The organism is Robbsia andropogonis, assembly GCF_034047095.1.
Lineage (GTDB): Bacteria > Pseudomonadota > Gammaproteobacteria > Burkholderiales > Burkholderiaceae > Robbsia > Robbsia andropogonis.
In genome coordinates, this window is record NZ_CP139170.1 from 3,643,130 (window position 1) to 3,658,799 (window position 15,670).

The 15,670-nt window shown below is 61.6% G+C and carries 13 protein-coding genes; 9 read left to right on the top strand and 4 right to left on the bottom strand.

What is annotated here, in order from left to right; genetic code table 11:
* Positions 1-61 precede the first annotated feature (61 nt).
* The 3 genes from SJQ66_RS29405 to SJQ66_RS29415 all read left to right on the top strand — a co-directional run bounded on the left by SJQ66_RS29405 (position 62) and on the right by SJQ66_RS29415 (position 3,533).
* Entirely contained in the window at positions 62-700 is a 639-nt protein-coding gene (locus tag SJQ66_RS29405; RefSeq protein ID WP_024905156.1) for a thiol:disulfide interchange protein DsbA/DsbL, read from the top strand.
* A 132-nt stretch (positions 701-832) separates the two neighbouring features.
* Positions 833-1,753: an SDR family oxidoreductase gene (locus SJQ66_RS29410; protein WP_046152360.1), complete on the top strand. Its 921-nt coding sequence runs from the start codon at positions 833-835 to the stop codon at positions 1,751-1,753.
* A 178-nt stretch (positions 1,754-1,931) separates the two neighbouring features.
* Positions 1,932-3,533: an ABC transporter substrate-binding protein gene (locus SJQ66_RS29415; protein ID WP_024905158.1), complete on the top strand. Its 1,602-nt coding sequence runs from the start codon at positions 1,932-1,934 to the stop codon at positions 3,531-3,533.
* Between the two features lie 47 nt (positions 3,534-3,580).
* Here the strand turns inward: SJQ66_RS29415 and SJQ66_RS29420 are convergent, their stop codons facing one another.
* Complete coding sequence (locus tag SJQ66_RS29420) at positions 3,581-4,696, bottom strand: MBL fold metallo-hydrolase (RefSeq protein WP_320535402.1); 1,116 nt, start codon at positions 4,694-4,696, stop codon at positions 3,581-3,583.
* 187 nt (positions 4,697-4,883) lie between these two features.
* Between SJQ66_RS29420 and can the strand changes: the two genes are divergently transcribed.
* From can to SJQ66_RS29445, 5 genes are all read left to right on the top strand, one after another.
* Positions 4,884-5,708 carry a carbonate dehydratase gene (gene can / locus SJQ66_RS29425; protein WP_320534874.1) on the top strand — a complete coding sequence of 275 codons (825 nt, stop codon included), beginning with the start codon at positions 4,884-4,886 and terminating at the stop codon, positions 5,706-5,708.
* A complete protein-coding gene (locus SJQ66_RS29430; protein WP_320534875.1) occupies positions 5,705-7,135 on the top strand; it encodes an alpha/beta hydrolase family protein in 1,431 nt (476 codons plus the stop codon). Before can ends, SJQ66_RS29430 begins: the two co-directional genes overlap by 4 nt.
* A gap of 239 nt (positions 7,136-7,374) precedes the next feature.
* Positions 7,375-7,911 (top strand): YbaK/EbsC family protein, encoded by a 537-nt coding sequence (locus SJQ66_RS29435; RefSeq protein ID WP_320535403.1) that lies wholly within the window; start codon positions 7,375-7,377, stop codon positions 7,909-7,911.
* A gap of 336 nt (positions 7,912-8,247) precedes the next feature.
* A complete protein-coding gene (locus tag SJQ66_RS29440) occupies positions 8,248-8,703 on the top strand; it encodes a MaoC family dehydratase (protein WP_024905163.1) in 456 nt (151 codons plus the stop codon).
* Between the two features lie 374 nt (positions 8,704-9,077).
* Positions 9,078-10,034 carry an NAD(P)H-dependent flavin oxidoreductase gene (locus SJQ66_RS29445; protein ID WP_253465894.1) on the top strand — a complete coding sequence of 319 codons (957 nt, stop codon included), beginning with the start codon at positions 9,078-9,080 and terminating at the stop codon, positions 10,032-10,034.
* A gap of 27 nt (positions 10,035-10,061) precedes the next feature.
* Here the strand turns inward: SJQ66_RS29445 and SJQ66_RS29450 are convergent, their stop codons facing one another.
* Positions 10,062-10,661, bottom strand: a complete 600-nt coding sequence (locus SJQ66_RS29450) for a hypothetical protein (RefSeq protein ID WP_320534876.1) — start codon at positions 10,659-10,661, stop codon at positions 10,062-10,064.
* Between the two features lie 356 nt (positions 10,662-11,017).
* Here SJQ66_RS29450 and SJQ66_RS29455 point away from each other — a divergent pair, with 356 nt between their 5' ends.
* On the top strand, positions 11,018-12,031 hold the full coding sequence (locus SJQ66_RS29455; RefSeq protein WP_024905165.1) for a bile acid:sodium symporter family protein: 1,014 nt from the start codon (positions 11,018-11,020) through the stop codon (positions 12,029-12,031).
* A 12-nt stretch (positions 12,032-12,043) separates the two neighbouring features.
* On the opposite strand, the gene SJQ66_RS29460 is transcribed toward SJQ66_RS29455, so the two are convergent.
* Positions 12,044-13,018 carry a LysR family transcriptional regulator gene (locus SJQ66_RS29460; protein WP_024905166.1) on the bottom strand — a complete coding sequence of 325 codons (975 nt, stop codon included), beginning with the start codon at positions 13,016-13,018 and terminating at the stop codon, positions 12,044-12,046.
* 188 nt (positions 13,019-13,206) lie between these two features.
* Positions 13,207-15,654, bottom strand: coding sequence for a site-specific recombinase (locus SJQ66_RS29465; RefSeq protein WP_320534877.1), 2,448 nt, complete (start codon positions 15,652-15,654; stop codon positions 13,207-13,209).
* Between the last annotated feature and the right edge of the window lie 16 nt (positions 15,655-15,670).

The window sequence follows — 15,670 nt, forward strand, 5'->3', positions numbered from 1 at the left end:
GCTCAGCCTGGATTGCCGGCGGTGTTCGCCCTTCCCTTGATCAATTTGGAACTGGACTCAGATGAAAAGACTTCTTGGCGCGTTGTTTCTGTCCATTGGACTGATCGCCAATGCCGCGCATGCGTCGCCGGATGCGCCGGTGCTGAACAAGGATTACTCGGTACTGTCGAAAGCACAGCCCGTGGATGCGCCTGCGGGCAAGATCGAAGTCATCGAATTTTTCTGGTACGGTTGTCCGCATTGCTTCGCGTTCGAACCGTTCATCGAGAAATGGGCCAAGGCGAAGGGCGATGACGTCGTGTTCCATCGCATCCCGGTAGCATTCAACGACCAGTTCAAGCCGCACTCGCTGATGTACCACGCACTGGTGGCGATGGGCCTCGAGTCGACGTTGACGCCGAAGGTTTTCGAGGAAATCCATGTCAAGAAGGACTACCTGCTGACGCCTGACGCGCAAGCAAAGTTCCTCGCGACGCAGGGCGTGGACCCGAAAAAGTATCTGGCCACGTACAACTCGTTCTCGGTGCAATCGGCGTTGAAGCGTGACACCGACATGATGAACAGCTACCAGATAGAAGGGGTCCCGACTGTCGTGATCCAGGGGAAATATGTGACCTCGCCGGCGCAGACGCAAAGCCTGGACGGCACGATCAAGGTCATGGACTGGCTTGATGCGCAAATTCGCGCCAAGAAGATGTAAACAACAACCGCGGGCATGGTCTGTCGGGCGGCGTCTTCCGACGGACGCACATCGTTCCATGCGGTTCCGCGTTTCACCCGCTCGAACAAGGGTAAGCTAGGCGGATCGTATTATTGATCCGCTGCTCCCTATATGAAAGTCTTCCTCACCGGTGCTTCGAGCGGGTTGGGATGGGCGCTGGCCGAGGAATTCGCTCGCCGGGCGCGCCACCACCCCCCTGTTTCTCCGTCCAACGCCGCCTCGCACGACGGATCGGCGTCAGAATACGCATCCCCCCTTGCCCCCGACGAAGGCGCACAGCGCGCGGCGCAGTCCACCCGTTCGCCCGACGCCACCGGCGCGACGCATGCCGCAGTGCCCGACCGGACCGTCCTGGCGCTCGTTGCGCGCCGTGCCGACCTCCTGGACGAATTCGCGCACACGCATCCGCACGTACAAGTGGTGCCGTATGTGCTCGACGTGACCGATACCGATGCGCTACGAGACGCCGCCGAAGACTTCACCACCCGCTTCGGTCTGCCGGACATCGTTATCGCCAATGCCGGCATCAGCCAAGGATCGGTGACCGGCATGGGCGACCTCGACGCCTTTGCGCGGGTGATGGCCGTCAACTATCTCGGCATGGTGGCGACGTTCGAGCCTTTCGTCAGCCCGATGCGCCTGGCGCGCAGCGGAACGCTGGTCGGCATCGCCAGCGTGGCCGGGGTGCGCGGCCTGCCGGGCGCGGGCGCATACAGCGCCTCGAAAGCGGCGGCGCTGCGCTATCTCGAAAGCCTGCGCGTGGAATGCCGGCGTGCGGGCGTGGCGGTGGTGACCATTGCGCCAGGATATATTCGCACGCCGATGACCGATGGCAATCCTTATCCGATGCCTTTCCTGATGGCACCGGACGCCTTTGCTCGCGGCGCGGTGGACGCGATCCTGAAAAAACGCCGGTTCACCGTCCTGCCCTGGCCCATGCGGCTGGTGGCGATGGTGCTGCATATCCTGCCTCGCTGGCTCTACGATGCGGCGTTCGCACGCGCCCCCCACAAGCCCCGGGTACCGCGCTAATCCATCTGGAGGAAATAAGACCGAAAGAGATAATCTTTCACGGCGGTTATAAAATCGTAAGACAATAAACGTCCGAGAGTGCCCCCTGCGCGTGACGCGCCAATGCGCGATGCGCCGCGCGAGGGCCAAGAACACCTTGTCCGGCACCATTACGTTTATCAATCGCTCTGGAGTCTGTATGCGTCTTTTCTCGTGCGCCGCGCCCGCCGCGTTATTGGCAGCCGCGCTGATCCTCCCCGGTGTGGCATCGGCGAAACCGTTGACCGTTTGTACGGAAGCCAGTCCCGATGGTTTCGATGTCGTCCAATTCAATGCCTTGACCACGACGAACGCGTCGGCGGACGTGGTCTTCGACGGCCTGGTCAAATACGATGAAAGCCAGCACAAGGTGGTGCCGGCGCTTGCGAGCAGCTGGACCGTCAGCCCGGATGGCCTGACCTACACCTTCCATTTGCGTCCGAACGTGGCGTTCCAGACCACCGACTGGTTCAAGCCGACGCGCGCATTCGATGCCGACGACGTCGTCTTCACCTTCAGCCGGATGCTCGACGACAGCAATCCCTGGCACAAGGTTGCCGGCGCCAGCGGCTTCCCGCATGCGCACTCGATGGGCCTTGAAAAGCTGGTCAAGTCGGTTGACAAGGTGGACGCGCATACGGTGCGCTTCACACTGACGCAGCCGAACGCCGTGTTCCTGTCGGTGCTGACGATGGGCTTCGCATCGATCTACTCGGCCGAGTACGCGGACCAGTTGCTGAAGGCGAACCAGACCGCACAGATGAACGAAAAGCCGGTAGGCACGGGCCCGTTCCAATTGCGCAGCTACACGAAGGACGCCGTGATCCGCTACGACGTGAACAAGGCGTACTGGGGCACGAAACCGAAAGTCGATCGCCTGATCTATTCGATCACGCCGGATGCCGCGGTGCGCGTGCAGAAGGTCAAGGCCGGCGAGTGCCAGATTGCCCTGTCGCCAAAGCCGCAGGACGTCCAGGATGCCGCGAAAGATCATGCGCTCAAGGTCGTGCAAACCCCGGCATTCATGACCGCCTTTGTCGCGTTGAACACGCAGCACAAACCGCTCGACAATCCGAAGGTGCGCCAGGCGCTGAACATGGCGTTCGACCGATCGACGTACCTGAAGACGGTATTCGACGATATGGCCACGCCAGCCGTCAATCCCTATCCGCCGAACACCTGGAGCTATGACAAGCAACTGAAGGCCTATCCGCATGATGTCGCGAAGGCCAAGCAATTGCTCGCCGAAGCAGGCTACCCGAACGGCTTCTCCACAACGATCTGGACGCGCCCGACCGGCAGCGTGCTGAACCCGAACCCCAAGGTGGGCGCGGAGCTGCTGCAGGCCGATCTCGCGAAAATCGGCGTAAAAGCCGAGGTCAAGATAGTGGAATGGGGTGAACTGATACGCGACGCCAAACAAGGCCAGCACGACCTGCTGTTCATGGGGTGGGCGGGTGACAACGGTGATCCGGACAACTTCCTGACACCGCAGTTCGCTTGCGCCTCGGTGCAGTCGGGCATCAACTTCGCGCGCTATTGCAATGATGCGCTGGAGAAGGATATCGCCGATGCGAAAACGACCGATAACGTCGCGACCCGCACCAAGCTGTATATCGACGCGCAGAAGAAGATCCACGATGAAGCGTTGTGGATTCCCCTGGGTTATCCGGTGGCGTCCGCCATCACGCGCAGTGATGTCAGCGGCTATCAGGTCAGTCCATTCGGCCGCGTCCACTTCGACGCCGTCAACGTGAACTGATCGATATCGATGGTGGCGCCGACGCTCCGCATCGGCGCCAGATCGCTTCAGCGGGTCGTGAACCGATAGACGTCGTCCGCGCCAACCTCGCGCCGTAATGCGTTGCGCAGCCACAGATGGTTCAAGTGCGCCAGTGCCTCACCCAGCGCAAACGTCATCTGGTGTGTGTCCAACGCGCGCGGGAACATGATCGGGACGATATCGGCGGCGCTGCGCGGCGCATGCGAACAGGCCTCGATCACCTCGCCAAGCCGCGCGCGGTGATGCTCACGCAATTGCCGAAGGCGCGGATGCAATCCTCGGAACGGCTTGCCGTGCGATGGCAGGACCAGCACATCGGCGGGCAGATCGTCGTAGCGGCCCAGCGACGTCAGAAAGTCGCCCAACGGATCGCCTTCGGGTTCCGTATCGAAGACCGAGACATTGGTCGAGATCCGGGGCAGCACCATATCGCCGGCGATCAGGATATTGCGCTTGTCGCTATACAACGCCGCATGCTCTGGCGAATGTCCCTGTCCGATGATGACCCGCCAGGTCACGCCGTGCATCATGATCTGGTCATGCTCGCGCATCCGCCGGAACCGCGGCGGCACGGACGGCACCAAAGTGGGGTAATAGGCCGCGCGATGGGCGATCTGTTCGAGCGCCACCTTATCGTCGAAACCGTGACGGCGCATATGCTCCGCGGCGGCAACACCGCCACTGCCGGTGCTGGCGCTGGTCTGTGCCAGCAAGCGGCCGGTGGCGTATTCCCCCACCGTCATCCACAGCCGGGCCTGCCAGCGGTGCCGCGCACCGCCCTCGCACAACCAGTGCGCCGAGCCGAAATGATCCGGATGGAAATGGGTGCACAACACGCGATGCACCGGCTTGCCGTCCAACAGACCATCGAAGACGCTTTCCCAATGCCCGTGCGTGATGTCGCTGCCGATGCCGGCATCGATGATGGTCCAACCCGGCGCCGCATCGGTCTCGCCTTCCGCCGCGGCGTTGCCGTCACCTGGATTGTAGGGGTCGTTGATGACCCACAGGTTGATGTGGTCCAACGCAAAAGGCAGGGGCATCCGCACCCAATGCACCCCCGGCGCCACCTCGAACGCGGTGCCGGGCGGCGGCAACGTGTCGCCGAAACAGTAATCGAGTTCGCGTTCGCTAGGTTTCATCATCGGGAAAGTGAGAGGTTGCTGTGGCATTGTAGACGATCCATTCCCTGGGCTCCTGCCGCGGCCCTCCGGCATATCGGATCTCGGACCGTTCCAGCGCTCATCGGCAAGCACCGGCAATGGCGCTACAATTTAACAACGCCGTACCTGGACCATTGACCATTGACCGTGCGGCACAGGATAAAACATGACCTATCGCCGCTCCGACGCCGATACCGGCACACCGCCCCTCCTCGCCACCGGGGCGGACACGCCCGGGGTGCCGCCCTGCTGCACCCCACCGGGCGACGACGCGGATGGCGGCACCAAGGCGACACTGAACTACCTCTTCGAGAACAACCGGGAGTGGGTCGACCGCATGATCGCGTCGGACCCCGGATACTTCGCCCGGCTGGCGGACCAGCAGTCGCCGGAACTGCTGTGGATTGGCTGCTCCGATTCGCGTGTACCGGCCAATGAAATCATCGGCCTGCCGCCTGGCGAGGTGTTTGTTCACCGGAATATCGCGAATGTCGTGGTGCCGTCGGATCTGAATTGCTTGTCCGTGATCCAGTTCGCGGTGGATGTGTTGAAGATCCGGCACATCGTGGTAGTGGGTCATTACGGCTGTTCAGGCGTGCGCGCGGCGATGACGGGCGCACGGGTCGGGCTGGCCGATAACTGGTTGCGGCACGTTCAGGATGTCCGCGACAAGCATGCTGACCTGCTGGAGCGATGGCCACTCGGCGCGGCCCGCCACCGACGCCTGGTCGAGTTGAACACGATGGAACAGGTAGTCCATGTCTGCAATACGAATATCGTGCTCGACGCCTGGCAGCGCGGCCAGCCGCTGACGATGCATGGCTGGACGTACGGCGTCCATGATGGCCGCTTGCGGGACCTGGGCATGACGGTTTCGTCACCTGCCGATATCGCGCCGCGCCATGACGCCTGCGTCAAGACCATCGGTGGACTGGGTAGCGACCATCCGGAGTCCGTCGATTTCGCGGGTCTCCCGCCTGGACAGGAGTGACGCGCCGTTGGTTCAGTGCGGCGCTGGGCGTGTTGCTGCTGGCAGCGCCAGCAGTTACGCGCGCCGAAGCGCCCACACCGCCGGACACGCAAGCGCATCCATCACGCCCCGCGTCGGCGGCCGTCCTGGTGAAACGCGTCGCGCTGGTCACCGTTCCGGGTGGTTTCGAGCGCGGACGCAGTGCCGCCGGAGTGCGTGGACCCGCCAGCGGCGTGGCGACGCGCCCAAGGCAATCGTTGCCGCACACACCGGTTCCGTCACAGTCCGCATCGACCGTCGATACGGCGTCGGCACCGGCTGCCGTGCAGTCGGTCCCCAGCGCGGTCACCGAGAGTGACACACCGCTCACGCTCCTGCCGCTGCTGCCGCCCGGCATGAACGAAACCGTTGTCCGCGTACCGGTAGGTACGACCGGCAAGACGCTCGAGACGACTGTCTTCAAACCGGAAGGCAGCGGCCCATTCCCGGTTGTCGTGTTCAACCATGGCAAGGAACCCATCGACCCACGTGAACAGCTACGCGCGCGACCGTTGGCCTTCGCCCGCGAATTCGTGCGGCGCGGTTATCTGGTGGTCGTGCCGAATCGTGAAGGATTCGCCCGTTCCGATGGCACCTACACTGAAACGCCATGTGATATCACCGGCATCGGCGAACAGCAAGCCGTGGATGTGGCCGCCGCGGTGGACTGGCTGCACACCCAGCCAGATGCCGACACGTCACGCGTGCTGGTGGCAGGCGCCTCGCAAGGCGGCCTGGCCACCATCGCGTATGGCATGCATCCCGCCACGGGCGTAAGGGGACTCATCAACTTTTCGGGCGGATTGCGGCAAGCACTGTGCGATAGCTGGCAGCAATCGCTTGTGGCCGCTTTCACCCACTTCGGCACACGCGCGCCGTTGCCTTCCCTTTGGCTCTATGGCGATAACGATCAGAACTGGCCGATCGACCTGGCACGGCGCTTACGTGATGGCTATCGCGACTCGGGTGGTCAAGTGGCGTTCGTCGACTTCGGTGCCTACAAGGACAATGCCCATCGACTAGTGGGCGATCGTGACGGCGTCGCGATCTGGTGGCCGGCCGTGGACCGTTTTCTGGTCAGTATCGGCATGCCCGATACCGTCTGCGAACGAACGCCGGCGGTCCATCGGCCGGCGCCTAGCCATTTCGCGGCGCTCGATGATGTCGATGCGGTGCCCTATCTCGACGAAGAAGGCCGCAACGGCTATCGCACATTTCTCACGCGATATCCCAGCCGCGCATTCGCCATCTCGTCAGTCGGGGCGTGGTCGTGGGCCGAAGGCGGCGACGACCCTATCGCCGTTGCCCTTGATAACTGCCAGCGTAACAGCGAAACCCGCTGCCAGCTCTATGCCATCGACGACGCCGTGGTCTGGCATTCGCCCAACGAACGATCCGAACATCATTGATGTTGCGCCGGCCCGCGGCGTGATGCCAAATCCCATGCCGATATTGACGTTACTGCATCGCTGTCCGGCTGGGCCTACAATGAGGTCACATCGAATGGAACGCAGAGAGCACGGCAGGAGAGGATATGACGGATAGCAGTATCCAGGCGCAGGCACCGTCGGCGCCGCAACAACCGCTTGCAAAATCAGCCTTGGAAGAGAATGGACTCGAGGTGACGCACGGTTCCGCCGCTGAAGCGATGCCGGCCCGACCAGGCAGTCCGGCATCGGCCACATCGACGGAACCAACCGAGATACCGTCGTTGCCGCCATCGGCGCAACGGGTTGCCGCATTGCTGGCAAGGTTTGCGCATCCCCATCCCGTCGTCATGTTGCCGCAAACCGGGCGCACCTCGGCGGAAGCCGCGCAGGCCCTGGGTTGCGAGGTCGCCAATATCGCGAAATCGATCATCTTCCGACGTCTGGAAGACGACCGCCCCGTGTTGGTTGTCGCAAGCGGCATCAATCGCGTGGACGAGCGCAAAGTCACCGCGCAAGTCGGCGCGATCGGTCGCGCCGACGCCCGCTTTGTCCGCGACGCGACCGGCTACGCCATCGGGGGCGTATGCCCAATCGGCCATGCCATCGAACCGGTGGTCTTGATCGATGCCGACTTGATGGCCCTGGACACAATTTGGGCCGCGGCAGGCCACCCGCATGCCGTGTTCCAGCTAGACGGCGCGACGCTGGCTCGTTGGACGAACGCGCCGGTGATCGACCTGGCAGAACGCCGTTGACGAAAAAGTCACTCACCAGTCGATATGGCGACTCCTGTTGCATGGCTGTTCGAGCACCCGCTCAGGATGCGCTTGCGGCCGCATGTGTTGCGCGTTACGGCCCATTTTCCAGCACCGTGCACGGCGCTTGCTGCAGCAAGAGGAAGCATGTGAATCGACATACGGTATGACTGTCGTGTTCTTGCCTCAGGCATAGGGTCAAACGGGAAACGCCTAGTCAATTTTCGTTGGCCAGTTTGATATCGGCGGCGCAGAATGCAAATCAAGGATGCCGGTTTGCTTAGCACGCGTTGCCGTTACCCTGACCCCCGACACCCAGAGTGAGGTACGCTTCTTATGTCACGCATTGTCATGATCGGCGACGTTTTTTCGAAGGTTCAGCGTCTGGCGCCGCAAGACATTCGCCTCTATGCGGAGCATGTCGATGACATGCATCCGCTGCATCACGACGAATCGGCCGCCAAGGCTGCCGGCTTCCCGAACATCCTCGCGTCGGGCTCGCAACCCACCGCCTATTTCCTGGCGACGGTGACCGCACACTTCGCCAAATTCGCGCAACCGCTGCTGCAGGACTTCGCCATCAAGGTGCATCGGCCCGTCATTGCCGGCGACACGCTGACGATGACCTGGACCGTGGTGGATGCCTTCTGGAAGAACGAGTTGAATGGTGATCTCACCACACTCGAAGGCACGGTCACGAACCAGCGCGAGCAGACCGTGCTGAGCGCAACGGCGAAGGTACTCATCAAGCCGCGATCCGCCGAAGTCGCCACCAGCGCCGGGTCGTTGTAATAAGGTAGTCGCGTATTTGGCTTGCTGGCTTGCGTCGAAAGTACGCATGCCATGCCCCGCGCGCAAAAAAAAAGCCGCTCTGAATAGAACGGCGTAATTATCGACGTGATCAGCGTCATCGCGTCTTGCGATATCTGTAAGACCGCGCATCCTCCGGAAAGTTCCCATCGATCGATGATTCGCGAGGCAACGCATTTGAGCGCCGCCTCTTCGACAAGGTCGGACCGCCGGGCTATACTGCGAACGCCCATTAACGCACGATCGTGCTATTTCATGGATTCGGTACGCACCACCACTGCCGCGTCGCACGCGACGGTGAAGGACACGCCGGGCGCCGCAATCTCATCGCACGATCGGTCTCGGAGAGCGCCGTCATGGCCATCCCCTCGCTGTTGCAGCACATACGCCTACCGCTCATCGCCGCGCCGATGTTCACCGTCAGCTATCCGGAACTCGTCATAGCGCAATGCCGCGCCGGCATCGTCGGCGCGTTTCCCGCGTTGAACGCGCGTCCACAGCCCGAGTTGGATGCCTGGCTCAAGCGTATCGCACAAGAGACCACGGAACCCTATCCCGGCGTCGAGAAATGTGCGCCGTATGCGGTCAACTTGATCATTCACGGCTCAAATGAGCGGCAGGCGGAAGATGCAGCCGTCTGCATCGCACATAAGGTAAAGATCCTGATCACGAGCCTCGGCGCACCACCGAAGGAACTGGTTGATGAGGTGCACGGGTACGGCGGTATCGTGCTGCATGATGTCATCCACGCAAAGCACGCAAAAAAAGCGCTGGAAGCGGGCGTGGACGGACTGATCGTCGTCGCCAGCGGTGCCGGTGGACATGCGGGCCGGCTCTCTCCTTTTGCGTTGGTGGCGGAGATCCGCCAATTCTATCCGGATGGATTCATCATCCTGTCCGGTGCGATTGCAAGCGGCGGCGCCATCGTCGCGGCACAGGCATTGGGTGCGGACATGGCTTATATGGGGACGCGATTCATCGCGACACAGGAAGCGAACGCCGCGGAGGCATACAAGCAGGCGGTCGTCGCCGCGTCGACAGATGACATCGTCTACACCGATCGCGTCACCGGAGTGCTAGGCAATTATTTAAAAGACAGTCTGATTCGCGGTGGCATCGATCTTGACGATGTACAGGGGAGACCCGGGGCGCTGCGCCTCAACAACGAACAAGGCAAGGCATGGAAGGATATCTGGGGCGCGGGTCAGAGCGTTGCCGCCATCGGCGATATGCCGCCAGTGGAAACGCTCGTCAACCGGCTGGCTACGGAGTATCGGGAAACGCTTGACCGATTGGTGGGCATAAAAAGCTAGGCGGCCCCACACATGCCGGGCGAGACGTCAATTCCGATACACGTCGGACATCGGGCCGGGAATCTCGTCCCAGAGCGAATGGACGTTCGGTACGCTCGCGGCATGCAATACCCCCGGACGGTGACCTGAATGGCGCTCCGCATTGTAACGGGCAATATCCGCGCGCAACGTACCGCCCGAGCGCATGCTGTCGGAGTCGACCGCCGGACGATGCATGGCCGCCCGCAAATGCGAATGCCGCATGCCCGCGGCATTGGCGGATTGGGCATCGGATGCAGGCAGCACATCGGTGGTCGCCGCCGATCCGGACGCGGATAGTGTCGACGCGCTGGAAGCTGTATCGCCGGGTGTAGCGCCGATATCGGTGTCGGTGTCGGTGTCGGTGTCGGTGTCTGATTTTGTCACGCCCGAGGCACCGGGACGTGACAACGGCGTAACCGCCGCGATGCGGGATGCCCGGCCGACCCCCGACGTCATGTCATCGGTACCATCACTGCTCGTTTGCGCATGACGCGACGGCATTACATTACTGATGAGCACAGCGGCAATCGTTGCAATGACGACGAGCACGGCAAACACAGCGAGTAACGCCGGCAGCGATTTAGAGCGACGAAGTGCGGTGGGCATAGCAAACTGCGGAAATGAAGCCGACTTCAAAACAATGATTTATTGCGCGGCATCGCGTTAAAAATACATGACTCGCATATCAATAACCCAAAATCGTGAAAGGTCTGTTACCCGACCCTGACACGTGCCCTCAATGTAAGCGGCAGCCCCATTACTGTCGAGGGGCAAGATGTTAGCGTGGCCGCCCGGTTGTAACTTCGTGTAACACAGACAATGCACATGTCTTCCACGCACAGTCCTTATACGTAGTCGATTATTCATATCAATAACGCATGAATAGCGCCAAAAAATGAATTTGCCATTTTAGTAGGCACGCGTTTCAATACGGCTTTCATTCGCTCGCATTGAGACTTGACATGGCTCGCCCGCGCTTTCTTCCCGATAATTTCACGTTGTCGCTCGTCGGCACGGTTGCGCTTGCCAGTTTCCTGCCGGCGCGCGGCATTTTCGCCCCGATCTTCAGCCACCTGACCACGCTCGCGATTGTCATCCTGTTTTTCCTCCACGGCGCGAAACTGTCGCGCGAAGCGCTGGTTGCCGCGCTGACGCACTGGCGCCTGCATGTGTCGATCCTGTGCAGCACATTTATCGTGTTTCCGCTGCTCGCCATTGTGTTGAAGCCGGTGTTGCTCCCGTTGGTTACACCGGCGTTATACGTTGGCGTCATGTACACATGCATGCTTCCCTCGACGGTGCAGTCGTCAATTGCACTGACATCGATTGCAAAAGGGAATGTGCCTGCCGCGGTCTGTGCCGCCTCGGCGTCGAGCGTGCTGGGCATCTTCATCACGCCGCTGCTGGCGGGCTTGATCCTGCAAACGCACGGCGGCGGTGGCAATGCGCTGCATATGATCGGCAGCATTGTCCTGCAACTGCTGGTGCCCTTCGCCGCGGGTCAGATCGCCCGGACGTGGATTGGCGAGTGGGTCGGCCGGCATCGTGGGATGCTGAAGATCGTCGATAACAGCTCGATTATCCTCACTGTCTATAGCGCATTCAGCGCGGCGGTGATCGGTGGGCTATGGCACCAGATTCCATTGTCGGCAATCGCTGGCCTGGTCGTGGTCAATCTGGTGTTGTTGGGCATCGCACTGGGACTGACGACAATCGCGGGCCGCAGGCTGGGCTTTTCAAAGCCGGACCAGATCACCATCATGTTCTGTGGCTCGAAGAAGAGCCTGGCGGCCGGCGTGCCAATGGCCAAAGTGCTGTTTGCCGGCATGCCCGGCGGCGCAGGCACGATCGTGCTGCCGTTGATGCTGTTCCACCAGATTCAACTGATGATCTGCTCGGTCCTGGCACAACGTTTTGGTGCCCGCGACGTGTCGCTCGACGACGATCCGCACGTCGCCTCCGCGGCGGCGAAGTAACCGTGGCGACGATCAGCGGTGTGTTTCACGCTGGCCTTGGATATCGTCTGCGTCCTCATCGGGCAGCGCGCCGTGTAATCGCGACGTATCGTGGGTATCGCCGAAGCTTTCCGCGATGTGATCAATGAACGTCCGCACTCGGCGATTGATATAACGTCTACTTGGATAGACAAGGAACACCGAGACTTCACCATCTTCAACGGTCGTCGGCGCCAGCAGTCTCTGTAACGCACCGCTGCGCAGATCGCGCTCGACCAACGTTTGCGGCAAGATCGAAAAGCCCGTTCCTTCGAGCGTGAGCGCGTGTAAAAACATGCTCGAATTAGCCGATAGCGTGGGCGTCAGGTGCACACGCCAGTGCTGTTGTCCATCCCCGAATGTCCATTGATGGCTGCGCATATCGCTGCTTGGCGCCAGGAATGCGTGCGCTTCCAGGTCCTGTGGCGTAATCGGCGTCCCGGCACGGCTGAGGTAGGCGGGCGACGCGACAGGAATACGGGGCAGCGCTGCCAGCTCTCGCATGATCAAGGTCTCGGATTTGACCATATGGTCCGCGACCAGGCCGACATCGAAGCCTTCATCGACGATATCGACGGGCCGATCCATCAACGACACTTGCAATGCAATGCTGGGAAAACGAAGCTGGAATGCCGCGAATACCGGCGCAAGACGTGTCAGTGCAAAACCAGTGGAGGCCGCCACGCGCAGGCTGCCACGCGTTTCGCTCGACGTACGCGCCACCGTCGTCTCAATATCCTCGATCTGCATCAGGACCGCCCGGCATCCTTCCAGATACGATTGACCGGTATCGGTAAGCGAAACGCGTCGTGTCGTACGCTGGAATAACCGCACGCCCAGATGCTGCTCCAGCGCGGCGATGCTTCGCGTCACCACGGGTACCGATACGTCGAGTTGTTCCGCCGCGCGCGTGAAGCTTTGCGCATCCGCCACTCGTGCGAAGACACGCATCGCGTGAATCAGGTCCATGCTCGATTCTTGTTGTCAGTTTGATGAACCAGAGCGCCTCGCATGCCGCCAAGACGAATACAGCCACGCCCTGGACGTGGTTGCCACCAACAATCTTTCAGCAAATTACCATTTTTACGACCACCGCGGTGACGTATCACGACGACAACATCGTATGCAGCCAATTCATCCCACATTCCAATCATTCATCACGTTGCGGGTGGAAACAACAATGACCAGGGATGAAGCACCAACCGACGCCGTATTGCGCGGTAAATTTCTACCTTGTCCACGGGCAAACTCGTGCGCGAACGCAACGCCATCTGGAATGCGAGGAAGAAACTGACCGCCACGTTCAAAACAGCCATGATCGCCGTCCCGGCAACGGCCCACCACAAGGCAGCGTCATGCAACACCTTCGGCCCCAACACGCCAATCGCCGCGGCGATCGAACCGGTGGAAAGCGTGACGTGACGCACTTCGAACGGCAACGCGAACGCGCCCATGACGGCCGGAACGATACCGAGCATCATGCCCAATGACAGATTGCTGACGATACCGGAAAAATTACGACGCCAAAATCCCGCAATATGCGCGGCGCCGCGCTCACCGGTCAAGGTCCGCAGGCGGCGGTTGTAGTACAGCACATCCGCCAGGCGATGCAAGGCAAACCAGTTTTCGGCCCAACCGGCGATCAGCCCCGACAACCAGAGCAGCACCCCGGTCATCGCCGCATAGATCGGCGTGGGACCCAGCAGTGAAAACGATCGCAACGTGGCTTCGGCTTTCGCGGGGGAAATCAAATGACCACCATGCGTCAGATGCGCCCAGCCGAGTTGCGCCAACAGGCACAGCGGAAACACCAGCGCCAGATTGCCAAAGACGGCCGCGGCCTGGGTGCGCATCAGCGCGATCACGTCGGTCGCGAATGCGTCCATGCCTTCCGGCGTGCCCGTATCCTCTAGCCGTGCGGCAATCGCCGGCGCCGTCATCGCCGGTTGTTTCGTCGCCAGCGTGAAATGCAGGAAGTGCATCAGCACGAAGCTGATCGCGTAATTCAGACCGGCCAGCGTTCCTTCGACCATCGGCGCCCAGTGCGCGCCGGTGACAAAGAATTTGATATAAACGGTGAACATCGTCAGCGCGCCACCGCCGCTCGCCATCCATAGCATCTTGCGATACTCGGCGCGGTCGCGTGCGATGTAATGATCCCCTGTCTGCGCACAACTTTCGATCATCTTGCGGGCAAGCAAGGCAAAGTTGACGCGGATGAGGTGGCCGACGCTTTGACGCGCACGTACCGCCCGAACGAGGTCCGCGAAAAGGCTGGCCTGTGCGGCAAGCGGATTTTCGGCAAGCCAGGCGTCCAGCAGCCGCTCGAGGCGTACCAGACGTGCACGCATGCGCTCGACTTGATAGACCACCTCGACGCTCACGCCGTTCGCATCCAGGTGTGCATACAGCTCGGTGATCGCCGCATGGCAATCGTCGAGCAACGCCCGAAGGACGTTCACTTCCTGCAGCAACGTCGACTGCGCCGATCGGCGCGCATCGGTTGCCGCGGCGATGTGTTGCGCGGCGGCAAGATGAATGGTCGCGGCGCGGGTGTCGTCCATGCCGTTGGCGCGCGACGATGCGTTGGCGTTGGCGTCGCCTTCAACGCCGCGATCGGTCACCGTCGATGCCTCCCCGGAGGCGGATGGGGCCAACGGCTCCTTATCCCGCGTATGGGCATCGGCGGCCTCCACGGCCTGCATCACCGGGCCGAGCTGATAGAACGGCAGCGCCCGGATACGGACTTCACTCAGCCGCGAGCGCACCGCCGGAGACAAGCCGGTGGAGCCTATCTGGTAGCAGAGGTTGTGCATCGCGGCCAGCAATGCATCGGCGTAGGCAACGCGCGCGACTTCGTCGGCGTCCGGGTCATGCAGCAACGCGAACAGGCCTTGCAGCAGTTCAGCGGGCAGCGCGTCGATCCAGGCCGCATCGTCGAGCCGCGAGGGCGTTGGATCATCGCGTCGCCCCCACCGGCCGCGCCAGCCCCAGGTACGAGAAAATCTTGGCGCGGCCGCTTTACGCATTCGCCGCGCCTGACGATCCGGCTGATCGTCGCCGAACATCAAAATGACCAGCGCCGACAGATCACGGGTGTTTGGCGCCGGCGGAATCCACGATGCACCGATGCGCTCGGTCAGCGCGCCCCAGAAGCCGGAACGCGTCGGCATCCCGGTGTCGCATAGCATCGAAATGGCGTCGCCCTCCGCCAGCGTCGCCCGGAGCAAACGCGAGACATTACGGCGCCAGTCCGGATGCTGGGCAAGCGTGCGCAACAGGAAGCGCAGCCGCACATGCTGGGGCCAACTGCGGACCGTGTCGTCGCTGGCGTCGGTTGCCGACGTGTCGGTGATCTCTTCCTGCTCCGCCCGTTCTGCCATGGTCTCGGCGCCGCCAACCTCGCCGTGGCCCGTCGCGCCAGTCGGGTTCTTTGGCACCGAGGTGCGACGCAGCCAACGCACGACATCGATCAGCCATTGATTTCGGACAGCCAGTGGCGCATCCCACTCGGCATGGGACAACAATTCGAATAACTGGCGCTCGTGACGCGCGGCACGCCATTGCCGCAAAAACGAGAAAGGGCGGAACAAGGAACGGAACATCGTGCGGCGGACTCTC